At 54.2% G+C, this 21,931-nt stretch carries 19 protein-coding genes; 3 read left to right on the top strand and 16 right to left on the bottom strand.

The features are described from left to right. Nucleotides 1–10: 10 nt before the first annotated feature. The 13 genes from eutA to maeB all read right to left on the bottom strand — a co-directional run bounded on the left by eutA (nt 11) and on the right by maeB (nt 12,802). Nucleotides 11–1,414 carry an ethanolamine ammonia-lyase reactivating factor EutA gene (gene eutA / locus H9644_RS15875; RefSeq protein ID WP_191775309.1) on the bottom strand — a complete coding sequence of 468 codons (1,404 nt, stop codon included), beginning with the start codon at nt 1,412–1,414 and terminating at the stop codon, nt 11–13. Further along, a complete protein-coding gene (gene eutH / locus H9644_RS15870) occupies nt 1,411–2,637 on the bottom strand; it encodes an ethanolamine utilization protein EutH (RefSeq protein ID WP_191775307.1) in 1,227 nt (408 codons plus the stop codon). Before eutH ends, eutA begins: the two co-directional genes overlap by 4 nt. Nucleotides 2,638–2,753: 116 nt before the next feature. Next, nucleotides 2,754–3,941, bottom strand: coding sequence for an ethanolamine utilization ethanol dehydrogenase EutG (gene eutG, locus H9644_RS15865; protein WP_191775305.1), 1,188 nt, complete (start codon nt 3,939–3,941; stop codon nt 2,754–2,756). Next, nucleotides 3,931–4,767: an ethanolamine utilization protein EutJ gene (gene eutJ, locus H9644_RS15860; RefSeq protein ID WP_064526303.1), complete on the bottom strand. Its 837-nt coding sequence runs from the start codon at nt 4,765–4,767 to the stop codon at nt 3,931–3,933. Before eutJ ends, eutG begins: the two co-directional genes overlap by 11 nt. A gap of 10 nt (nt 4,768–4,777) precedes the next feature. Next, nucleotides 4,778–6,181, bottom strand: coding sequence for an aldehyde dehydrogenase family protein (locus H9644_RS15855; protein WP_064526302.1), 1,404 nt, complete (start codon nt 6,179–6,181; stop codon nt 4,778–4,780). Nucleotides 6,182–6,192: 11 nt separating this feature from the next. Further along, the gene (gene eutN / locus H9644_RS15850; RefSeq protein WP_000762200.1) at nt 6,193–6,480 is read right to left on the bottom strand and encodes an ethanolamine utilization microcompartment protein EutN; all 288 of its coding nucleotides are present in this window, start codon (nt 6,478–6,480) and stop codon (nt 6,193–6,195) included. Nucleotides 6,481–6,586: 106 nt separating this feature from the next. Beyond that, nucleotides 6,587–6,880 carry an ethanolamine utilization microcompartment protein EutM gene (gene eutM / locus H9644_RS15845; protein ID WP_000387713.1) on the bottom strand — a complete coding sequence of 98 codons (294 nt, stop codon included), beginning with the start codon at nt 6,878–6,880 and terminating at the stop codon, nt 6,587–6,589. A gap of 38 nt (nt 6,881–6,918) precedes the next feature. Then, the gene (gene pta / locus H9644_RS15840) at nt 6,919–7,935 is read right to left on the bottom strand and encodes a phosphate acetyltransferase (protein ID WP_064526300.1); all 1,017 of its coding nucleotides are present in this window, start codon (nt 7,933–7,935) and stop codon (nt 6,919–6,921) included. Further along, nucleotides 7,932–8,735, bottom strand: coding sequence for an ethanolamine utilization cob(I)yrinic acid a,c-diamide adenosyltransferase EutT (gene eutT / locus H9644_RS15835; protein ID WP_191775303.1), 804 nt, complete (start codon nt 8,733–8,735; stop codon nt 7,932–7,934). The genes pta and eutT overlap by 4 nt, the downstream gene beginning before the upstream one ends. Then, nucleotides 8,732–9,433 carry an ethanolamine utilization acetate kinase EutQ gene (gene eutQ, locus H9644_RS15830; protein WP_064526296.1) on the bottom strand — a complete coding sequence of 234 codons (702 nt, stop codon included), beginning with the start codon at nt 9,431–9,433 and terminating at the stop codon, nt 8,732–8,734. The genes eutT and eutQ overlap by 4 nt, the downstream gene beginning before the upstream one ends. Further along, nucleotides 9,408–9,887 carry an ethanolamine utilization acetate kinase EutP gene (gene eutP / locus H9644_RS15825; RefSeq protein ID WP_064526294.1) on the bottom strand — a complete coding sequence of 160 codons (480 nt, stop codon included), beginning with the start codon at nt 9,885–9,887 and terminating at the stop codon, nt 9,408–9,410. The genes eutQ and eutP overlap by 26 nt, the downstream gene beginning before the upstream one ends. Nucleotides 9,888–9,899: 12 nt before the next feature. Then, complete coding sequence (gene eutS, locus H9644_RS15820) at nt 9,900–10,235, bottom strand: ethanolamine utilization microcompartment protein EutS (RefSeq protein ID WP_000356956.1); 336 nt, start codon at nt 10,233–10,235, stop codon at nt 9,900–9,902. A gap of 287 nt (nt 10,236–10,522) precedes the next feature. Next, complete coding sequence (gene maeB / locus H9644_RS15815) at nt 10,523–12,802, bottom strand: NADP-dependent oxaloacetate-decarboxylating malate dehydrogenase (RefSeq protein ID WP_064526293.1); 2,280 nt, start codon at nt 12,800–12,802, stop codon at nt 10,523–10,525. A 287-nt stretch (nt 12,803–13,089) separates the two neighbouring features. On the opposite strand from maeB, the gene tal reads away from it, so the two are divergent. Next, the gene (gene tal, locus H9644_RS15810) at nt 13,090–14,040 is read left to right on the top strand and encodes a transaldolase (RefSeq protein ID WP_191775301.1); all 951 of its coding nucleotides are present in this window, start codon (nt 13,090–13,092) and stop codon (nt 14,038–14,040) included. Between the two features lie 20 nt (nt 14,041–14,060). Then, a complete protein-coding gene (tkt, locus tag H9644_RS15805) occupies nt 14,061–16,064 on the top strand; it encodes a transketolase (RefSeq protein ID WP_191775299.1) in 2,004 nt (667 codons plus the stop codon). Between the two features lie 103 nt (nt 16,065–16,167). On the opposite strand, the gene H9644_RS15800 is transcribed toward tkt, so the two are convergent. The 3 genes from H9644_RS15800 to aegA all read right to left on the bottom strand — a co-directional run bounded on the left by H9644_RS15800 (nt 16,168) and on the right by aegA (nt 19,959). Then, nucleotides 16,168–17,211, bottom strand: a complete 1,044-nt coding sequence (locus tag H9644_RS15800; protein WP_064526288.1) for a DUF1176 domain-containing protein — start codon at nt 17,209–17,211, stop codon at nt 16,168–16,170. A gap of 125 nt (nt 17,212–17,336) precedes the next feature. Further along, on the bottom strand, nt 17,337–17,912 hold the full coding sequence (gene nudK / locus H9644_RS15795; RefSeq protein WP_191775297.1) for a GDP-mannose pyrophosphatase NudK: 576 nt from the start codon (nt 17,910–17,912) through the stop codon (nt 17,337–17,339). A gap of 67 nt (nt 17,913–17,979) precedes the next feature. After that, nucleotides 17,980–19,959: a formate-dependent uric acid utilization protein AegA gene (gene aegA / locus H9644_RS15790; RefSeq protein ID WP_191775295.1), complete on the bottom strand. Its 1,980-nt coding sequence runs from the start codon at nt 19,957–19,959 to the stop codon at nt 17,980–17,982. A 205-nt stretch (nt 19,960–20,164) separates the two neighbouring features. Here aegA and narQ point away from each other — a divergent pair, with 205 nt between their 5' ends. Then, nucleotides 20,165–21,859, top strand: a complete 1,695-nt coding sequence (gene narQ / locus H9644_RS15785) for a nitrate/nitrite two-component system sensor histidine kinase NarQ (protein WP_191775293.1) — start codon at nt 20,165–20,167, stop codon at nt 21,857–21,859. The last annotated feature ends 72 nt before the right edge of the window (nt 21,860–21,931 follow it).

Below are 21,931 nucleotides of genomic sequence, written 5' to 3'. Positions count from 1 at the left end.
AGTCGTTCCCTCAAGAAGGAAATGCGAGTGATTTCACCGTCACCGGCACAACCGATCCGCCAAAAAGAGGCGTACCAATGTCGATATAGTCCCCCGCGCGGACAATCACTTCGTCAATGACTGCCAACGGGAGTTGTTGTAGCTGTGGGCGCAACAACATGCCCAGAGCTTTACCAAAGTCCTGCCCGGCCACCACCAGCAGGGGATGCGGATTCGGAAAACGCGCGACGAAATCGACCAGCGCGTTGATGACCGTCAGTACCGCGGCGTAACGCACAGGCAGCGAGGCGGGAAGCGCCAGCACGTACGCATCAGTTTTGGGATCCAGATCGAGCTGAATCAGCGCCTGTTGCCAGGCATTCACCAGATCCGTTTCATCAATCGGGATCGCCACTGGCAAATTGCGCAGCGGCAGTTGTACGCCCTCCAGCCAGATAGTGCTGCCAGAGAGCGAAAGGGTATGCGCGCCCGCACCAATTACCGTGGCGCGCACGGTTTGCGCCGGAAACTGCACGTTCATCTCACGCAGGCGCGGATGGTCATGCAGCGCCGTTGCAAGCAGCGGGCCAATATCGGCAAAACAGAACGGGTCAGCGGGCTGGTGGCGATAACATTCGCCCACACCGCCAGAAAGCGTAATGATTTCGGGCGTAACACCTGCGGGCAGCAAACCGGTTTGCATCAATGCCTGCGCGAGCGGCGAGAACGTTCCGTCAATCACTTCGACAATCAGCGCCGCCATCCGTCGGGTAACCTGCACCAGCTGCGCGCCTGTCAGCGAACGGACGTCGGTGTCTGCGCCGAAGCACTCATCCACAATCATCTGTCCCGGTTTATGGGCGTACACCACGCGTCCCTGACTGTCGGTTTCCAGCAGCCGCCCGCCGACGTTCAGGCAGGCAGTTCCGCTGATTTTTCCGGCATCGAACAGCGCGTAGTTCGCCGTGCCGCCGCCGATGTCGATATTCAGGACCCGACATAACCGTTGTTCAGAGAGGGTTTGCGCCCCGGCACCGTGACCGGCAATCACGGATTCGAGATGCGGTCCGGCGCTGGCGACCACAAAATCGCCCAGCGACTGAGAGAGCGTCATCACCGCCGGACGGGCATTGCGGGTTTTCGCGCTTTCGCCGGTGATGATGATGGCACCGGAATCGACGCTTTCTGGCGCGATGCCTGCGGCCTGATATTGCTCGAGGATTAAGGTTTTCAGTTCCGCTTCTTTTAATCCGCCCTGTTTGTCAACAGGGGTAAAGAACACCGGGCTTTGCCAGCTAATTTCGCGTTTGATAAATTCGTAGCGCGGCACCTGCGACACCGCCGCACGGTTAACCAGCTCCAGGTGGGAGAAGATCACCTGGGTGGTAGTGGTGCCGATATCAATACCGACGCTCAGTAGCTGGCGAGTGTTCACGATTGCGCCTCCGCTTCGGTTTTAGCCGTAGTCGCATCTTCTTTTGGCACCAGCATCATCGCCACGCCAATCGCCGTTACACCGCCAATCAGCTTGCCGACAATCATCGGGAAGATCATCGCGTTCATGTTGGCAGCCGCGAAGCCTAAGTGGTCGCCCAGGGCGAAGGCTGCAGAAACGGCGAAGGCACAGTTGATCACTTTGCCGCGGGTATCCATCTGCTTCATCATGCCGAACATCGGGATGTTGTTAGCAAGCGTTGCCACCATGCCTGCTGCCGCGATATTGTTCATATTCAGCACTTTACCGACGCTCATCAGCGGTTTTTCAAACCAGCGGGTCAGCAGCAGTACCATCGGATACGCCCCCAACAGTACACAGGAGATCGAACCGATCACTTCAATGGCGCGCATCACTTCGCCTGGTTTATCGCCAGGGGTCATGAAGATCGGATCCAGACCGGGGATCAGTTCCCAACCAAGCAGGAATTTCACTACCGCGGCAGCAAGGCCAATGGTGATTAATGCAACGAGGAATTTGGCGAAGATCTGGAAGCCGTTGATCATTTTTTCCGGGATGAATTTCAGCCCCAGCGCCACCAGCACCGCGACGATAAGTACCGGGATCATGTTCATCAGGATCAGCGCAAAGGTGAATTCCACCGGCTGACCGTTGATTTGCACCCCGAAGTACATAGCCACCAGACCACCAGCGATACAGCCAACCGGAATGGTTACAATGCCCGCCAGCACGCCGAGCGCCAGATAACGACGGTCAGAAGGTTCGATAATGCCGAGCGCCACCGGAATGGAAAACACAATCGTTGGCCCCATCATCGACCCGAGAATTAACCCAGAGTATAGCCACGCTGCTACATCGCCGCCCGCCAGCTCTTTGGCGAGGAAGAAGCCCCCCATATCGCACGCCAGCAGCGTTCCGGCGAACATTGACGGGTTGGCGCCGAGCATTTCGTAAACGGGGATAATCACCGGCCCGAGTACGTGGGCCAGTACCGGTGCCAGCGCGGTCATACCAACCATCGCCAGCCCCAGAGCGCCCATTGCCATAAAACCTTCCTCGAACTGGCCGCCGGCTCCTTCGATACTTTTACCGAACTTACCGAGGAAACGAGCAGAACCGCCGAACTGCGACAGGATCCTGTCTACGGCAGCTATCAGCATAAAGAACATCATGATGTACATGATGATTTCGTTAATTCCCATCGCCTTTACTCCCTGTTAGTTGTTATTTATTGGCGGATGCGGCGTGAACGCCTTATCCGCCCTACATGTCCAATCCCGTAAGCCGGATAAGACGCGCCAGGCGTCGCATCCGGCATTTATTGCGCCGCTGCGTACAGGCCGACAATCTGTTCCAGGCTGGCAGTACGCGGATTACTGCGCAGACAAATATCTTCCAGCGCGGCCTGCGCCCATGCACCGTAATGCGCAGATGTCGCACCAACATCGCCCAGCCGTTTACCGATCCCAACTTCCGCAATCAACTCGCTTACCGCATTAATAGCGTCACGATCGTCCGATTTTTTAGTTCGCAGCGCCCTACCTATCTGACTAAAACGTTCGCGGCAGACCATCCGGTTAAATTCCATCACCGTTGGCAGCAACATGGCGTTCGCCAGACCGTGCGGAATATGCAACGCCGCCCCCGGCTGATGCGCCATCGCGTGGCATAACCCAAGCCCAGCACTGGAAAACGCCATACCCGCCATGCACGAGGCGAGCAACATGCTCTCGCGCGCCGCCAGGTCATGCCCGTAACCCACCGCTTTCGGAAGCGATTGACCGATCATCGCAATAGCGCCAATCGCCAGGCTGTCGGTAAACGGTGTGGCGTTCAACGCGCTATACGCTTCAATGGCGTGAGTTAGCGCATCGATGCCAGTCATCGCCGTAACGTGTGACGGCACGCCTTCGGTCAGCGCAGCGTCGAGAATCGCCACATCCGGCATCAGCGAGGCATGTGCTAACACCTGCTTGCGCCCGCTCACTGCGTCGATAATCACTGTTACGTTGGTAGTTTCAGAGCCGGTTCCGGCGGTCGTTGGAATGGCAATCAGCGGCAGACGCGGTTGCAGAACGCTGGTTTCTGACATTTCTGCCAGCGTGCTATCGGGGTTCGTCACCAGCAACGCAACGGCTTTCGCCGCATCCAGCACCGATCCACCGCCAAACGCGATCACCCCATCGCACCCTGATTCACGCAGTTGCGCCACGGCTGCACACACGTCAGTAATGCACGGTTCGCCCACCGGACACGGCCAGAGCGTCATAGCGATACCTTTAACGGTCAGACTGCGAATCAGTCCGGCGGTCATCCCCGCCTGATGCAAAAAGCTGTCGGCCATCACGAACAGATGTTTCAGCCCACGCATTTGCGCTTGCTGTCCGCAACTGCTCACCGCGCCCGGACCGCAAAGCGTCACCGGTGGAACACTAAATGTTTTTACCCGTTGCAGATTCAGGGTATCGAACGCCTGAAAGAGCGCGGTCTGCAATTCATTTTGCATATAGCCCCTCCGCTTTCTCTCGCCCGCTACTGGCGATCGCCAGCGGGGTCATAAACAAACTGTGCTGCGGTAAATGCACCTGTAACGCCGGGAATTGTTTGCGAAACAGTTCCGCCACGCCCGGTTGCATACAGGAGCCGCCTGCCAGCCATAAATCAGTAATGCCCTGCCCCGCGATATGCCGGGCGACAATGTCCGCCATTTTTTCGTACACCGGTTTCACCGCAGGCCAAATCTCTTCACCGTGACCACGCTTGTACTGCTCCGCCTCTTCCAGCGAAATACGACGATTTCCGGCAAGGGTCAGAGAGATGTGATGCCCGCCAGTGGCTTCATCCGCCGAGTAAGTCACTTTGCCCTGCTTCACGATGGCAATACCGGTAGTACCGCCGCCGATATCCACTACACCTGCATTGTCCAGTTGCAGCAGATCTGCCACCGCCGTTGGCTCATCCAGCACATGGCTCACTTCCAGTCCGGCAGACTCCAGCACATTGATGGAAATACGCGGGTCAGTACCAGGAGGAAATGACGTCGCCGCATGGCTAAAACGGCGACCGAATTGCTGCTCGAGGGTATCGAGATGGCGACGAACAATGGTGACTGCGCCGAAGAAATCCCAGACGATGCCGTCGCGGACTACATCGGCCCAGTCGAGGCATACCGCCACCGGCTGACCGTCGCTGTCGACGACCATCGACACCACATCGCAGGTGCCCAGATCCACCCCCAGCCACAGCGGAGATTCCGTCGCGGCGGGCGTCTGGTTACACAGCGTTGCCGCCGTTTGCAGACGTGGAGTGAGCCATTGTTCGTCGTGCGCCATCGGTTACTCCTTAAACAATGCGAAACGCATCGACTAATACACAGCGACGCAGTCGGACAAACGTCCGTGCGCTAGTTACACCTTCACCGGTTGGCGTAGTGATGGTCATCGTGGTCCAGCCTTCACCGCCCAGCCCCAGCCCGGCAATGCACGGCCCGTTCTTGACGAAAATGCTGGTATCAATGGCGTTCGCCATCTGGTTCATGTTCTCGATATTGCGCGAGTGCATTGCCGCCGTGTGGTGGCAACCGCCTTCCAGTTTCACCGCCAACGCAATGGCATCCGCTACGTTGGCGACGCGCACGACGGGCAGCACCGGCATCATCAGTTCGGTAACAGCAAACGGATGTTCTGCGGTGGTTTCTACAAACAGCAATCGCGTTTCATGCGGGACGTTCAGGCCGATTGCCGCCGCAATCTTCGCTGCGTCACGACCCACCCAGTCACGGCTGACGGTGCCTTTTCCACGCTCGTCGATATTTTTCAGTAATACCGGTTGCAGCTGCTGCGCCTGCTCTGCGGTCAGTTTCACCGCGTGCTGGCCTTCCATCAGACGCATCAGTTCATCGGCCACGCTATCGACAACAATCAGTACCTTTTCATCGGCACAAATGATGTTGTTATCGAAAGAAGCGCCTTTGACGATGGACTGGGCTGCGCGGGCAAGGTCGGCGGTTTCATCCACCACTACTGGCGGATTACCGGCACCTGCGGCAATCAGGCGTTTATTGGTATGTTTACGCGCCGCTTCCACCACCGCTTCGCCGCCGGTCACCACCAAAAGGCCGATGCCTGGAAACTTGAACAAGCGTTGCGCGGTTTCGATATCCGGATTGGCCACGGTAACCAGCAAGTTTTCCGGCCCGCCTGCGGCAACAATCGCCTGGTTGAGCAGCGTAATCGCCCGCTGGGAGACTTTTTTCGCCGCCGGATGCGGGGCGAAAATAACGCTGTTACCCGCCGCAATCAGGCTGATGGCGTTATTAATTACGGTTGCCGCCGGGTTAGTGGAAGGCGTCACCGAAGCCACCACGCCCCAGGGCGCGTTTTCAATTAAGGTCAGGCCGTTGTCGCCCGTCAGCACCTGCGGAGAGAGGCACTCAACGCCTGGCGTACCGCGCGCCTGGGCGACGTTTTTGGCAAATTTATCTTCAACGCGGCCCATGCCGGTTTCACTGACGGCAAGTTCCGCTAAATTTCTGGCGTGTTTTTCGCCTGCTTCACGAATAGCGGCAATGGCTAACTGGCGCATTGCCACGCTTTTTAACCCTTGCTGGGCAATTTTGGCTGCCGCAACGGCGTCATCCAGGGAAGCGAAAACGCCCATCTCATGAACGGCGGTGGGCGGCGTGTCACTGCTTTGCATTTTCAGCAGTACCGCTTTCACCACCTGTTCAATATCCTGTTGATTCATGATGTTCTGCCTTATTTGTGGAAAATAACCTGACCGCCAGACACCACTTCATCGACGATGCCAATCACGCACAGATCGACCGGTGACGTTTCGCTTTTATGCGCCTGGCGGGCGGAACTGCCACTCACCAGCAACACCCACTCCCCGGTTCCGGCGCCAATATTGTCGATGGCAACGGCACACTGCCCGTCAGGATTACCTTGTGAGTCAATCATTTCCACCATCAGCAATTTGTCATGCGCCAGTCCGTGATGGCGTACGGTACAAACAATTTGTCCAGTGACGACTGCCAGTTTCATACCCGCCTCCGTGGCGTATTTCAGGTAAAAGCTCCCCCTACCCTCCGCGGAAGGTAAAATGAAAAAGGAGAGAGCGTGACGCCCGAGTCGACGTCACACAGGGTGATTACAGGTTGCTGCTGTCGCCTTTCAGGCCGATCGGGAAGACTTCTTCCAGGTCGCCGTGAGGACGCGGGATAACATGTACGGATACCAGTTCACCGATACGCTGTGCCGCTGCGGCACCTGCATCAGTCGCGGCTTTACAGGCGGCAACATCACCGCGAACCATGGCAGTACACAGGCCGCCGCCAATCTGCTTAACACCAACCAGTTTGACGCGCGCAGCTTTCACCATCGCATCAGAAGCCTCAATCAGTGCAACCAGGCCCCGGGTTTCGATCATTCCTAATGCTTCCATTGTGTTTTCCTCTTTATAGGGGTCCAGAACGGGACCGTTCATTCAACCAGTGTTTGTAAACTGCTTTCGCAGTTCACTTCTGTCTGACGCGGTACAGCTGCCACCAGCGCCAGTTCGATAATTTCCTGCACGCTACAACCACGAGAAAGATCGTGCATCGGCGCGGCAAGTCCTTGTATCAATGGCCCGACGGCACGATATCCGCCGAGTCGTTGTGCGATTTTGTAGCCAATATTTCCCGCTTCCAGAGATGGAAAAACCATCACATTGGCTTTGCCCTGTAGCGGGCTGGCAGGCGCTTTTTGCGCCGCAACATCCGGCACGAAAGCGGAGTCAAACTGCAACTCACCATCCACCACCAGTTGCGGTGCGCGCTCACGGACGATTTCTGTCGCCTGCTGCACGTTGGCAACGCAGGGATGACGGGCGCTACCGTTGCTGGAAAACGACAGCATCGCCACGCGCGGCTCTTCTCCAGTGATGGCCCGCCAGGTTTCGGCGCTGGCAAGCGCGATATCCGCCAGCTGCGCCGCCGTCGGCTGCGGCACCACGCTGCAATCGGCAAAGCCCAACGCCGGGCCACTGTACTGGGGCAGCATCAGGAAAATGGAAGAGAGCGTTTTACAGCCTGGCTGCAAGCCGATAATGCGTAATCCGGCACGCAGCACATTCGCCGTGGAAGAGAGATTGCCAGCAATGCAGACATCCGCTTTACCGGCGCTAACCATAGCGGCGGCAAACATCAGCGGATCGGTGAGTTTTTCCAACGCATCCGGCGGCGTTTTTTCGCCCGCACGGGCCAGCCAGCGGTGGGCAAATTCTTCCCGCATTACGAGGTTGCCATGCGGATCAATCACCTGTAGCCCGTCCATCGCCACGCCGTGACTGAGCGCAAACTGGCGAAGTTCAAACGGATTGGCGACCAGAACAGGTGTCGCCAGACCTTGTTGATGCAGATATTGCGCGGCTTTCAGTACACGCTGGTCTAACGCATCCGGAAAAACAACTCTGGCGGGCGCTCGCAACGCCAGTTCACGGCAACGTTCAATAATCATTGCGTCTCTCCCAGTCGTTGTTGGAGCTGTTTCACCGTTAACGGCTGCTTCGCTACGCTCAGGATCATCATCACGTAAACCGTGCTGGAAAGGCGGTTCAGCGCCTGCAAGATGTCCGGGCGTAATACGTCAAAACTGCGGGTGATAAACACCTGTGCCGCTACCGTCTCGGTTTCACGCACTTTGGTGCGTAGCAGATTCAGCAACGCCGCATCGCGTCCGTGGCTGGCTTCCGGCACCAGATGATCGTGGTCGAGATAGCGCAGCGGCTGGTGAGAAAGCCGATGCAGATCTTCGTCAGAAAGCCCGACAATCGCCTGACAGCCCAGCGGTTCCCCCAGCGCATCGGCGCGCATAATGTTGCCAAGACGTGAACGGATATCCGCCAGCCACGGCTGCCACGGTTCCGCCAGTTCAATTTGCAGCCACACCGTAAGTGCAATGGTGGTGTCGAGAACAGCGCGAAAACCCAGACGCGGATCGCTTTTGGCGACCATTTTTTCCGCCGACAGGTGAGTTAGCGTGTCTGGCTTTTTCGCCACCGGCTGGTGGCACAGTTCACAACATGCCTGCGGATGTTCATCGCTACTGGTCAGCCCGTGAACGGGCTGCGGCTGCTGCTGTTCATCGTCCACAAACAGGCTGCCCTGCTCGTCAATAAACTTGATGCGCAGATGGCGGCTTTCCAGTAACTCCCGGGCAGAGGGCGTCAGGCGACTGTCCACAGGGAGATGGATCTCTGCGCCTTCACTGAGCGTATGGTTCGCTCTTAGCCATGCTTCGGTGATGAAATCTTTCATAGGGATTGCCAGTTAGCCGGCCAGGCGACATACAGGAATTTCACGCTGGATGTCGTACCAAATTCAATGCTGGAACCTTTCGGGATAAACATCACGTCGCCTGCTTTGGCGATCATGGTTTCTCCTTCATGGCGAACGTGCAGTTCACCTTCCAGTACCATGTCGATTTCGTCGTAGTTCAGAGTCCACGGGAAGAAGGCGTTATCCCACTGCATAAAACCCGCAGCCATGCTGCTGCCATCGTCTCCGGTCACCAGATCCGTTAAACCGACGCAGTGTGGCTGTGCGCCATCAAAGCGACCAAACTTAACGCTGCCGCCATCAATAACTTTGATGCCGCCTTTGCCAGTTACCGATCTAAAGCTCGACTGCATTGCGCCCTGCTCCAGCGACTGTTTTTCCTTCATCACTTTTTCCATCAGCTGCGCAACCAGGCTTTCGGTAAACTGGCCTTCTGGCAGCTGGGCGAGGATGGTTTCGCGAATGCGCTGGCTTTCGGTTTTATCGGCTGGCTCGCTGGCGGGAACGGATGCCGTTACTGGCGTCGATTCATCGCATTCAGTGATGGTAACTCCCAGCAAGTCTGCTACTTCGCGGGCTTCCGGGGTAATAATGCTGGCGCGCAAAACCACAGACATTGCCTGTTCGCCGCGCGCATGTGCTTCACGAATATCATTCGCTGTGATGAGTTTTTTCACCTGCTTCCTCCTGTTCGGTGAGAGATGCCAGATAATCCACCAGTTGCTGCACGCTTTGCGGGTCGTGGCTGTTTAGCTCGAAAATCGGCTCTTCAAAGCCAGTCTCAAGCAATAACTTTCGCGTTGCGGCGACGTCAGCATCCGGCATGTCCGTTTTACTGATGACGGCGATTTGCCGTTTAGTGACGCCAATATCCAGCAACCCGGCAGGTAATCGGCTTTCCGGGTCATTTGCGCCGTGGACATATATCAGCATGTCCACATCCTGTAGTGTGGTAATTAAGGCGTGATACCAGCGGGGATGGCTAAAATATTCACCCGGAGTATCAATATCGCCATTATCATTAAATTCCACGGCCTGTGTTTTTCTGGCGAGGGTATAATCTCCCTGCAACGCATTAAATAACGTTGTTTTTCCTGCCCCGACGCTACCCACAAACGCAATTCGCTTCATGAATGCCTCGTATTAACTTTTGGTCATTTCACACAGCGTATAATTTAATAAACGCCCTAAACCGCTGACGGTTTGTGATAAAGCCTCTTCGACTGCGCCCACCGAGCCATAAATCACCAATGCGCCGCTGAAGCGGTCGAGAAAACCGATATGCACATCGGCGGCTTTCAGTGCTAAATCACCGGCGATCATTGCTGTTTCGCCTGGCGTTAGCGTCATAATGCCAATTGCGCCAGCATCCGGAACGCCGATTTTTTTCGCCAGCTCTTCGCCCGGATGCGCGATAAGATGCGCCAGCGTGACCTGTTTCCCGGGTACAAATTCCTGAATGATGCGTTCTTTGTCCATAAGTCGCCGCCTGTAAAAAACTTGCGTGTATCGTGACAATTTTTCGTCAGAGTAAATAACAAAATTCGGCAAGCGAGTTTAAAAGGTGAGGTAGATCACTAAGAATGGAGAGATATTTACCGTGGTGTATAAACTTTCATATGCAGCGCATGAATAAATATAAAGATATTACTTTATTTTTATGTCGGGTAATTTATTTGCTATTAGTAAAAGCAGTAAGACGTATTGATAATATAAAAATCGCTTACCCCGAATTACTCAGGGTAAGCGTGATAGTTAAAGAAGAATTACAGCGGCTGGGTTTGCGCTTCAACCACGGCGAGCGCCACCATGTTGACAATACGACGCACTGACGCGATCGGCGTTAACACGTGAACCGGTTTCGCCACGCCCATCAGCACCGGGCCGACGGTAACACCTTCTGAGCTGGAAACGCGCAGTAAGTTGTAACTAATACGGGCAGCTTCCATGTTCGGCATCACCAGAATATTAGCGGAACCTTTCAGGGTGCTGTCCGGCATACGGTCGTTGCGAATCGATTCCACCAGCGCCGCATCACCGTGCATTTCGCCATCAATCATCAGCTCAGGCGCACGTTCCCGGACCAGTTCCAGCGCTTGACGCATTTTGCTCGACGACGGGCAGTTAGAAGAACCGAAGTTAGAGTGCGACAGTAAGGCAACGCGCGGCTCAATACCGAAACGACGGACAGTTTCTGCCGCCATCAGCGTGATCTCCGCCAGCTCTTCTGCGTCTGGGTCATCATTAACATAGGTGTCAGCAATAAAGGTGTTACCACTCGGCAGCAACAGCGCGTTCATTGCACCTGCGGTGTGAACGCCATCGCGATAACCGAAGACATTTTTCACTACGCTAAAGTGTTCGTGATAATCGCCCACCGTTCCGCAGATCATCGCATCGGCTTCACCACGCTGAACCATGATCGCACCGATCACCGTCGGGTTGCTGATCAGCGCACGTTGCGCCTGTTCCTGAGTTACACCACGACGCTTCATGATCTGGAAGTATTCACTCCAGTACTCTTTAAAACGCGGATCGGATTCGTTATTGACGATCTCAAAATCAACGCCCGCTTTGATCTGCAAGCCCAGTTTCTGAATGCGCATTTCGATAACGTTCGGACGGCCAATGAGAATCGGTTTTGCCAGCCCCAGGGTAACCAGTTCCTGAGTGGCGTGCAGAACGCGCGCCTCTTCCCCTTCCGGCAGAACAACGCGTTTCGGCGCTTTGCGAGCCTGGGAGAATATCGGCTTCATAAACAGGTTGGTTTTGTAAACGAACTCAGTCAGTTTGTCGATGTAGACGTCAAAATCAGCAATCGGACGCGTCGCCACGCCGGACTCCATCGCCGCTTTAGCGACCGCAGGGGCGATCTTAACGATCAGACGTGGATCGAACGGTTTAGGAATGATGTATTCCGGGCCAAAACTCAGATCCTGATCGCCATAGGCAGAAGCCACCACTTCGCTCTGTTCCGCATGCGCCAGTTCAGCAATCGCACGTACCGCCGCCAGTTTCATCTCTTCATTAATAGCGGTTGCGCCAACGTCCAGCGCGCCACGGAAGATGAACGGGAAGCAAAGCACGTTGTTGACCTGGTTTGGATAGTCAGAACGACCGGTACAGATGATGGCATCCGGACGCACTTCTTTCGCCAGCGGTGGCAGAATTTCCGGCTCCGGGTTTGCCAACGCAAGGATCATCGGCGCGCGGGCCATTTTCTTCACCATCTCCTGAGTCAGCACTTTCGGGCCGGAACAGCCAAGGAAAATATCCGCACCTTCAATCACATCGTCGAGAGTACGTTTGCCGTCATCCACCACCGCGTAAGCCGCTTTGGTTTCCGCCATGTTCGGCTCACGGCCCTGATAAATAACGCCTTTTGAGTCACATACAACGATGTTATGTTTTTGCAGACCCAGCGCCACCAGCAGGTTCATACAGGCAATTGCTGCTGCGCCCGCACCAGAAACCACCATCCGTACGTCGGAGATATTTTTCTCAACGACGCGTAAGCCGTTGAGAATGGCGGCGGTACTGATGATTGCCGTCCCGTGCTGGTCGTCGTGGAATACAGGAATGTTCATCCGCTCGCGCAGTTTCTGCTCAATATAGAAACATTCCGGCGCTTTAATGTCTTCGAGGTTGATGCCGCCGAAGGTCGGTTCGAGTGCGGCGACCACTTCAATAAATTTATCCGGGTCCAGCTCGTCAACTTCGATGTCAAACACATCAATTCCGGCGAATTTCTTAAACAGAACGCCCTTGCCTTCCATCACCGGTTTGCCAGCCAGCGCGCCAATGTTGCCTAATCCCAGCACCGCCGTACCGTTGGAGATCACCGCCACCAGGTTACCGCGCGCAGTATATTTATAGGCTTTTAACGGATCTTTTTCGATTTCAAGACAAGGCGCGGCGACACCAGGTGAATAGGCCAGCGCCAGATCGCGCTGCGTTGCCAGAGGTTTGGTCGGAGAAACCTGGATTTTTCCTGGTACAGGAAATTCATGGAAATCAAGTGCACTTTGTTTTAACTGCTCATCCATTTGGTTGTTCCTTTCACGTAACGTTCACAAAAATAGGTGTGGGCAACTGCCTCAGCCCACAACGTGGCGCACATTATTACCTTGCCGGAGCTTCGGGACTCTGAGCAAGCCCAACCCCTCCCCCATCAAATAATGTTTTGGTAATAATCCCATAACACTGATGTTACCTGCTTAATCCAGCAATACCATGCCTGTCTGCTATGCTTTTTTGATGCGTTTAACGAAATTTCTCAGAAGTGTGAATTAACGCACTCATCTAACACTTTACTTTTCAAGGAGTATTTCCTATGAACGAGTTAGACGGCATCAAACAGTTCACCACTGTAGTGGCTGACAGCGGTGATATTGAGTCCATTCGCCATTATCACCCCCAGGATGCCACCACCAATCCTTCGTTATTACTCAAGGCTGCCGGATTATCACAATATGAGCATTTAATAGACGATGCTATCGCCTGGGGTAAAAAAAATGGCCAAACGCAGGAACAACAAGTGGTAGCTGCCTGCGATAAGTTGGCGGTCAATTTCGGTACAGAAATTCTCAAAATCGTACCCGGTCGTGTGTCAACAGAAGTTGACGCACGCCTCTCTTTTGACAAAGAAAAGAGTATTGAAAAAGCACGCCATCTGGTGGATTTGTACCAGCAACAGGGCGTTGAGAAATCACGCATTCTGATCAAACTGGCTTCGACCTGGGAAGGAATTCGCGCAGCAGAAGAGCTGGAAAAAGAAGGCATTAACTGCAACCTGACGCTGCTGTTTTCCTTTGCTCAGGCACGCGCCTGTGCAGAAGCGGGCGTTTTTCTGATTTCGCCGTTTGTCGGTCGTATTTATGACTGGTATCAGGCGCGCAAGCCGCTGGACCCGTATGTGGTAGAAGAAGATCCAGGCGTTAAGTCAGTGCGTAATATCTACGACTACTATAAGCAGCACCGCTATGAAACCATTGTGATGGGCGCAAGTTTCCGCCGTACCGAGCAAATCCTCGCGTTAACCGGCTGCGATCGTCTGACCATCGCGCCGAACTTGCTGAAAGAGTTGCAGGAAAAAGTCTCACCAGTCGTCCGCAAATTAATCCCGCCTTCTCAGACATTCCCACGCCCTGCCCCCATGAGCGAAGCGGAGTTCCGTTGGGAGCATAATCAGGATGCGATGGCGGTAGAAAAACTGTCTGAAGGCATCCGCCTGTTCGCCGTCGATCAACGCAAACTGGAAGATCTTCTTGCCGCCAAATTCTAAAACCAGCCACGGAGTGTTTTATGTCCCGAAAAGACCTTGCCAATGCGATTCGCGCGCTCAGTATGGATGCGGTGCAAAAAGCCAATTCTGGTCATCCCGGTGCGCCGATGGGTATGGCAGATATTGCCGAAGTGCTGTGGAATGATTTTCTTAAACATAACCCCACCGATCCGACCTGGTATGATCGCGACCGCTTTATTCTCTCCAACGGTCACGCGTCGATGCTGCTCTACAGTTTGCTTCATCTGACTGGTTATGACCTACCGCTCGAAGAACTGAAAAATTTCCGTCAACTGCATTCGAAAACCCCAGGCCATCCGGAGATTGGCTATACGCCAGGTGTTGAAACCACCACAGGTCCACTTGGGCAAGGTTTGGCGAACGCAGTCGGGATGGCGATAGCTGAACGTACACTGGCGGCGCAGTTTAACCAGCCGGACCATGAGATTGTCGATCACTTCACCTACGTGTTTATGGGCGACGGCTGTCTGATGGAAGGAATCTCTCACGAAGTCTGTTCGCTGGCGGGTACGCTGGGACTCGGCAAGCTGATTGGCTTTTACGATCACAACGGTATTTCGATTGATGGTGAAACCGAAGGCTGGTTTACCGACGATACGGCAAAACGGTTTGAAGCCTACCACTGGCATGTGATCCACGAGATCGACGGCCACGATCCACAGGCGGTTAAGGACGCGATCCTCGAAGCACAAAGCGTGAAAGATAAGCCGTCGTTGATTATCTGCCGTACAGTGATTGGCTTTGGTTCGCCTAATAAAGCGGGTAAGGAAGAGGCCCACGGTGCACCGCTGGGTGAAGAAGAAGTGGCACTGGCACGACAAAAACTAGGCTGGCATCATCCGCCATTTGAGATCCCCAAAGAGATTTATCACGCCTGGGATGCCCGCGAAAAAGGCGAAAAAGCCCAGCAGAGCTGGAATGAGAAGTTTGCCGCGTATAAAAAGGCTCATCCGCAACTGGCAGAAGAGTTTACTCGCCGGATGAGTGGTGGTTTGCCGAAGGACTGGGAGAAAACGACTCAGAAATATATCAATGAGTTGCAGGCGAATCCGGCGAAAATCGCTACCCGTAAAGCGTCGCAAAATACGCTTAACGCCTACGGCCCTATGCTGCCGGAACTGCTTGGCGGTTCGGCGGATCTGGCCCCAAGTAACCTCACCATCTGGAAAGGTTCTGTATCGCTGAAGGAAGATCCCGCAGGGAATTATATTCACTACGGGGTACGTGAATTTGGTATGACTGCTATTGCCAACGGCATTGCACACCACGGTGGATTTGTACCGTATACCGCAACGTTCCTGATGTTTGTTGAATACGCCCGTAACGCCGCGCGGATGGCGGCGCTGATGAAAGCGCGGCAGATTATGGTTTATACCCACGACTCGATTGGCCTGGGGGAAGATGGTCCAACGCACCAGGCGGTTGAGCAACTGGCCAGTTTGCGCTTAACGCCGAATTTCAGCACCTGGCGACCGTGCGATCAGGTGGAAGCAGCAGTGGGCTGGAAGCTGGCGGTTGAGCGCCACAACGGACCGACGGCGCTGATCCTCTCAAGGCAGAATCTGGCGCAGGTGGAACGTACGCCGGATCAGGTTAAAGAAATTGCCCGTGGTGGCTATGTGCTGAAAGACAGCGGCGGTAAGCCGGATATTATTTTGATTGCCACGGGGTCAGAGATGGAAATTACCCTGCAAGCGGCGGAGAAATTAGCGGGCGAAGGGCGTAATGTGCGGGTGGTTTCCCTGCCCTCGACCGATATTTTCGACGCCCAGGATGAGGAATATCGGGAATCGGTATTGCCTTCTAACGTTGCGGCCCGCGTAGCGGTGGAAGCAGGCATCGCCGATTACTGGTACAAATACGTCGGCCTGAAAGGGGCGATTGTCGGGATGACCGGCTACGGGGAATCGGCCCCAGCGGATAAGCTGTTCCCGTTCTTTGACTTTACCGCCGAGAATATTGTGGCAAAAGCGCATAAGGTGCTGGGGGTGAAAGGTGCCTGATGCCGGTTTGCCTGATGCGACGCTAACGCGTCTTATCAGGCCTACAAGCCGCGCCGGACCGTAGGGCGGATAAGGCGTTTACGCCGCATCCGCCAGATGGCACTCAACGCGTGATCCAAAGCGTAGGCCAGGCGTCTGGCCCATGCCAGTTATCGCAGGTCGGTTCGGCAGCGTAACGCACCAGGCGAAAACGCTGGCCGTCAAAACGCCAGCGCGCCTGAATACCACAATCGCTTAATCCGCGGCCTTTCGCTAAGGTCACCAGTTCACGCGTTTTTTCATCAAATGTCGCATTCATCAACTCCAGTTCATTCGTTTCCTGACCGTTGTTGAATGGTAAACGTAACCGTACCGGGCGCGAGGCCAGCGGCTTTTTACGCGACACAATCCACGCCAGATCAATGGTGTTATACGCGCCTGCTTCACAGCTAATCATCATTAACGCTTTGTCGTCAGTCAGCGCAGTGACATTGACTTCGCGACGCAACGGATCAAGCGAACAGCGCAGGCCATTCATCCGCCAGTTACCGTAATCCAGCAAATCGTTACGCTCTTCGAGTGAGAGTGGCGTCGGCGTTGGGTTTACCACAGCGACCTCTTTTAGCGCAGGCGCTGGCGGTACACTCAGCGGCGGCTCGTCCCCTTTCTTAATCCATGCGGTTTCACTACCAACGCGCTTTTGCTGGGCATCAATAAACAGCAACGCTGCTTTCAATCCGGCCAGAGAAATAGTCTGATCGCCGTCGCGTAAAGTGACGGCTTTCCCTTCCTGAATCATCTTTAAAAATGCGGTGATGGTCGCCGTATCATCGGTCACTAATAACCACGGCGAAATCCGCCATTTGTCCCCGCTTAACGTCAGCGGCTCGCCATCTAACAGCAGTCGTGGCGCTATCTCCCCTTCCGACACATCCGGGGATTTCAATCCACCGCGCTCAATACGTAAAACAGCGTCGGTATGCGCCCCGGCGCTTCGACTCAGGGTCATCACCAGTCCATTATGATCGCCAGTATTGCGCGCCACGCAGAAGTTTTGGTTATTACAGGTGACCTGCCAGTCGGAAAACGCCCGTTGCGCTGGTGCCGCCCACGCCAAAGACGTCGGCAACCAGGCGAAAAAAAAGAGAAGAAAAATGCGATAGCGCATGGACGGTACGACCCCAGAAGTTCAAACAAACAGCACAAGTCGTATCTTCGTTGCGCAGGTAGCGCGGCTCAATCGGATTTATCGGATTGAGCCAATAATAAACAACGAAATATTATTGTTATTTTTCAGTCCATTAAATGCGACGCTTGCAAATAGTTAAGCAATAACACCGTCTTACCGTCTCGTATCTCGCCGGTTTTGATCATCTCCAGTGCCTGGCTGAACGGCAGCTCGAGCACTTCAATATCTTCATCTTCGACGCCACCACCGGCGTTAGCGCGCTGATTGTCACTGTATTCGGCGATAAAAAAGTGGATTAGCTCGGTCACACCGCCAGGCGACATATACAGTTCAAATAATTTGCGTACTTCGCCAACTTCATACCCCGTCTCTTCAATCGCTTCTTTGCGAATACACGCTTCCGGTTCGTCGTTATCCAGCAGTCCGGCGCAGGTTTCAATCAGCTGCCCACTTTCATTGCCATTAACCCAGGTAGCGACGCGGAACTGGCGAATCAGAACTACGGTCTTTTTCTTCGCGTTGTACAGGAGGATCGTCGCGCCATTGCCGCGATCGTAAACTTCACGTTTATGGCGGATAACTTCGCCATCTTTGCGGGTGAGATCGTAGGTAATGTTGTGCAAGGTGAAATAGTTATCGGAGAGAATTTTGTCTTTAATGAGGGTGATTTGTTGCGTCATACCGACTCCACAGCGCGAAATGAACAATTATCTTACGCTGTGAAGTCGGGTTTGTCTGCGCAGGCTATCAGTGAGATTTGACTGATTTTACCCCTAACCAGTCAATAATCCCCTGCGCCGCATGGCGGCCTTCGGCCATTGCGGTAACCACCAGATCCGCACCACGTACGGCATCGCCACCGGCGAAGATTTTCGGATTGGTGGTCTGGTAACGGTACTGGCTTTCAACGTCCGCCACAATACGGCCCCATTTATCCACCGTTACACCGTGCGACTCAAGCCACGGCATACCATGTGGATTAAAGCCAAATGCCATGATCACTGCATCTGCCGGCATCACAAATTCACTGCCCTCAATCGGTACAGGTCGCCGACGCCCTTGTGCATCCGCTTCGCCAAGACGCGTGCGCAGGAAACGGATCCCGCAGACGTGACCTTGTTCATTCAGCTCAATCGCCACTGGCTGAACATTAAACTCGAAGTTCGCCCCTTCTTCACGGGCGTTCTTCACCTCTTTTTTCGAACCAGGCATGTTGGCTTCATCACGACGGTAGGCACAGGTGACGTTGCTCGCGCCGTGGCGCAGCGCAGTACGTACACAATCCATCGCGGTATCCCCACCGCCCAGTACTACCACATTCATCCCGGCGGTATTAATAAATGGCTCTTCCGGTAACTCTTCAAGTCCCATCACCTGTTTGGTGTTGGCTATGAGGAACGGCAGCGCGTCATAAACGCCCGGCGCCTCTTCATTGGGTAAGCCTGCTTTCATGGAACGGTAAGTGCCGACGCCAACGAAGACCGCGTCGTACTGTTCCAGCAGCGAATCCAAAGAGACATCTTTACCCACTTCACAATTGAGTTCGAAATGAATCCCCATCGCGCTGAAGATTTCCCGACGGCGCGCCAGCAGTGATTTATCGAGCTTAAAGGAGGGAATGCCAAAGGTAAGCAAACCGCCGATTTCCGGATGGCGATCGTAGACCGTTACGTCGACGCCATTGCGGGTCAGGACATCAGCACATGCCAGCCCTGCCGGACCTGCGCCGATAATCGCCACTCGCTTGTCGACTTTGGTGACATGGCTTAAGTCGGGACGCCAGCCTTTCGCCAGCGCCTGATCCGAAATGTAACGTTCAATATTGCCGATAGTCACCGCACCGTGCTCATCGCGAATAGTACAGGCACCTTCGCACAGACGGTCTTGCGGGCAAACACGCCCGGTAATTTCCGGCAGCGTGTTAGTCTGGTGAGAAAGCTCGACGGCGGCGTCGATGTTTCCGGCTTTCACCAGTTCAATCCACTGCGGAATATGGTTATGCAGCGGGCAGGTCCATTCACAAACGCTATGCTCGCCGCACTTCAGGCAGCGCGAGGCTTCTCGTTGTGCCTGGTCGGCACGAAACGGCAGATAAATTTCATCAAAGCCAGTTTTGCGTGCCTCAATCGCCAGTTTATCCGGTTCGCCGCGCGCGGGGGTTGCCTGCATTTGTTCTACTTTACTGATGACTGGCCTTTCTTGTGCCGGGACGCTCGCATGCCACGGTTGATGTTCCTGACGCGCGGTACGCAAGCGGCGGGATTTCGCCATGCCGGAGAGTGCGGAGCCGGTCACCAGTTGCAGCGCGTCCGCCGGGCAATTCTCGACACAGGCAGGGCCGTTTTCTCGCCCTGCACACAGGTCACATTTATGCGCAGTGGCTTTCACTTTACCCACCGAAACGGGCGTCAGAACAATTTGCATCGTGCCAAACGGACAGGCCACCACGCAGGATTTACAGCCAATACACTTTTGCTGATTGACCTGAACGCTGTCATCAACGTGGCTGATCGCGCCATTGGGGCAACTACGAGCGCAGGGCGCATCTTCACAATGGTGACAGGTCACTGCGCTACGTTGCTGCTGATGTTTGATAACCGTAATTCGGGGGTGGAAATGGTGCTGACTCAACACGTGTTGCTCATCATTATGAGCCATCACACAGGCCACTTCACAAGCATGGCACCCCAGACATTGCTGACTGTTGGCCATAATAAAACGATTCATAACGACCTTCTTTTTTGGTTGTAAAAACCTTATTCTTTATATGAGTGTTGTTATTACCCGACTTACAGGGGAATCGGCAATGTTCATTTGCCCGGAATAAGTAACTATTTCGCTATAAACTGTGGCAGATCAAATAATCCCATTACTTATCAAATTGAGTTTCAGCGTTCTGGAACATTAATTATTTTATGTGGAGAAGACGCGTGTGATTGTCAAACGACCCGTCTCGGCCAGTCTGGCCCGGGCCTTTTTTTACATTGTGCTGCTGTCGATTCTTTCCACTGGTATTGCCCTGCTAACTCTGGCGAGCAGTTTGCGTGATGCGGAAGCCATCAATATTGCCGGATCGCTGCGTATGCAGAGTTACCGTCTGGGTTACGATCTGCAAAGCGGAAGTCCACAGCTAAATGCACATCGCCAGTTGTTCCAGCAGGCGCTACACTCACCAGTCTTAACCAATCTTAACGTCTGGTATGTACCAGAGGCGGTGAAAACTCGCTATGCGCATCTGAATGCCAACTGGCTGGAGATGAATAACCGGCTCATTCAGGGCGATTTGCCGTGGTATCAGGCCAATATCAATAATTATGTCAATCAGATAGACCTGTTCGTACTGGCTTTGCAACACTACGCCGAACGTAAAATGCTGCTGGTAGTGGCGATTTCGCTGGCTGGCGGTATTGGCATTTTCACGCTGGTCTTTTTTACTCTGCGCCGCATACGCCATCAGGTGGTTGCTCCGCTGAATCAACTGGTTACCGCCAGTCAGCGTATTGAACACGGGCAGTTCGACTCGCCGCCGCTGGATACCAGCCTCCCCAATGAACTGGGCCTGCTTGCAAAAACCTTTAACCAGATGTCGAGCGAGCTGCATAAGTTGTACCGCTCGCTGGAAGCGTCAGTAGAAGAAAAGACTCGCGATCTCCACGAGGCCAAGCGGCGTCTGGAAGTTCTTTATCAGTGTTCACAGGCGCTGAACACCAGCCAGATTGATGTGCATTGTTTCCGCCATATTTTGCAGATTGTTCGTGACAATGAAGCGGCTGAATATCTGGAGCTGAACGTTGGGGATAACTGGCGGATTAGCGAAGGGAAGCCAAACCCTGAGCTGCCAATGCAGATTTTGCCAGTTACCATGCAAGAGACGGTTTACGGCGAGCTGCACTGGCAAAATAGCAACCTGTCGGCGTCAGAACCGCTGCTTAACAGCGTTTCGTCGATGCTGGGCCGCGGTTTGTACTTTAACCAGGCACAGAAGCATTTTCAGCAGTTGCTGTTGATGGAAGAACGCGCGACCATCGCCCGCGAGTTGCACGACTCGCTGGCACAGGTGCTTTCTTACTTACGTATCCAGTTGACGTTACTGAAGCGTTCGATACCAGAAGATAACGCCACAGCACAAAGTATCATGGCCGATTTCTCCCAGGCGCTGAATGATGCTTATCGGCAGTTACGCGAGCTATTAACCACTTTCCGACTGACGCTACAGCAGGCGGATCTCCCCTCTGCACTACGTGAAATGCTGGATACATTACAAAACCAGACCAGTGCAAAATTGACGCTCGACTGCCGTCTGCCAACCCTGGCGCTGGATGCGCAGATGCAGGTGCATTTGTTGCAAATTATTCGCGAAGCGGTGCTGAACGCCATGAAGCACGCCAACGCCAGCGAAATTGCCGTTAGCTGCGTCACCGCGCCAGATGGCAATCACACAGTTTATATTCGTGACAACGGTATTGGCATCGGTGAACCGAAGGAACCCGAAGGCCATTATGGTCTGAATATCATGCGCGAGCGCGCGGAAAGATTGGGTGGGACGCTGACTTTTTCGCAACCTTCCGGCGGCGGCACGTTAGTAAGTATTAGCTTTCGCTCTGCGGAGAGCGAGGAAAGCCAGTAGATATAATGCCGCCTACTGTTCAATAAATACTGGCACTTTAGATTCAGTATAAAAGGGTATGATAATTTACAT

The organism is Escherichia whittamii, from assembly GCF_014836715.1.
GTDB lineage: Bacteria > Pseudomonadota > Gammaproteobacteria > Enterobacterales > Enterobacteriaceae > Escherichia > Escherichia whittamii.
The sequence above is the reverse complement of the archived record's forward strand: the minus strand, read 5'-3'. Positions and strand labels throughout refer to the sequence as shown.

Excerpts from the sequence above, each read along its gene's own strand:
- eutH (WP_191775307.1), bottom strand. The coding sequence starts at position 2,637 with ATGGGAATTAACGAAATCATCATGTACATCATGATGTTCTTTATGCTG.
- eutG (WP_191775305.1), bottom strand. The coding sequence starts at position 3,941 with ATGCAAAATGAATTGCAGACCGCGCTCTTTCAGGCGTTCGATACCCTG.
- eutJ (WP_064526303.1), bottom strand. The coding sequence starts at position 4,767 with ATGGCGCACGACGAACAATGGCTCACTCCACGTCTGCAAACGGCGGCA.
- H9644_RS15855 (WP_064526302.1), bottom strand. The coding sequence starts at position 6,181 with ATGAATCAACAGGATATTGAACAGGTGGTGAAAGCGGTACTGCTGAAA.
- eutN (WP_000762200.1), bottom strand. The coding sequence starts at position 6,480 with ATGAAACTGGCAGTCGTCACTGGACAAATTGTTTGTACCGTACGCCAT.
- eutM (WP_000387713.1), bottom strand. The coding sequence starts at position 6,880 with ATGGAAGCATTAGGAATGATCGAAACCCGGGGCCTGGTTGCACTGATT.
- pta (WP_064526300.1), bottom strand. The coding sequence starts at position 7,935 with ATGATTATTGAACGTTGCCGTGAACTGGCGTTGCGAGCGCCCGCCAGA.
- eutT (WP_191775303.1), bottom strand. The coding sequence starts at position 8,735 with ATGAAAGATTTCATCACCGAAGCATGGCTAAGAGCGAACCATACGCTC.
- eutP (WP_064526294.1), bottom strand. The coding sequence starts at position 9,887 with ATGAAGCGAATTGCGTTTGTGGGTAGCGTCGGGGCAGGAAAAACAACG.
- eutS (WP_000356956.1), bottom strand. The coding sequence starts at position 10,235 with ATGGACAAAGAACGCATCATTCAGGAATTTGTACCCGGGAAACAGGTC.
- maeB (WP_064526293.1), bottom strand. The coding sequence starts at position 12,802 with ATGGATGAGCAGTTAAAACAAAGTGCACTTGATTTCCATGAATTTCCT.
- tal (WP_191775301.1), top strand. The coding sequence starts at position 13,090 with ATGAACGAGTTAGACGGCATCAAACAGTTCACCACTGTAGTGGCTGAC.
- tkt (WP_191775299.1), top strand. The coding sequence starts at position 14,061 with ATGTCCCGAAAAGACCTTGCCAATGCGATTCGCGCGCTCAGTATGGAT.
- H9644_RS15800 (WP_064526288.1), bottom strand. The coding sequence starts at position 17,211 with ATGCGCTATCGCATTTTTCTTCTCTTTTTTTTCGCCTGGTTGCCGACG.
- nudK (WP_191775297.1), bottom strand. The coding sequence starts at position 17,912 with ATGACGCAACAAATCACCCTCATTAAAGACAAAATTCTCTCCGATAAC.
- aegA (WP_191775295.1), bottom strand. The coding sequence starts at position 19,959 with ATGAATCGTTTTATTATGGCCAACAGTCAGCAATGTCTGGGGTGCCAT.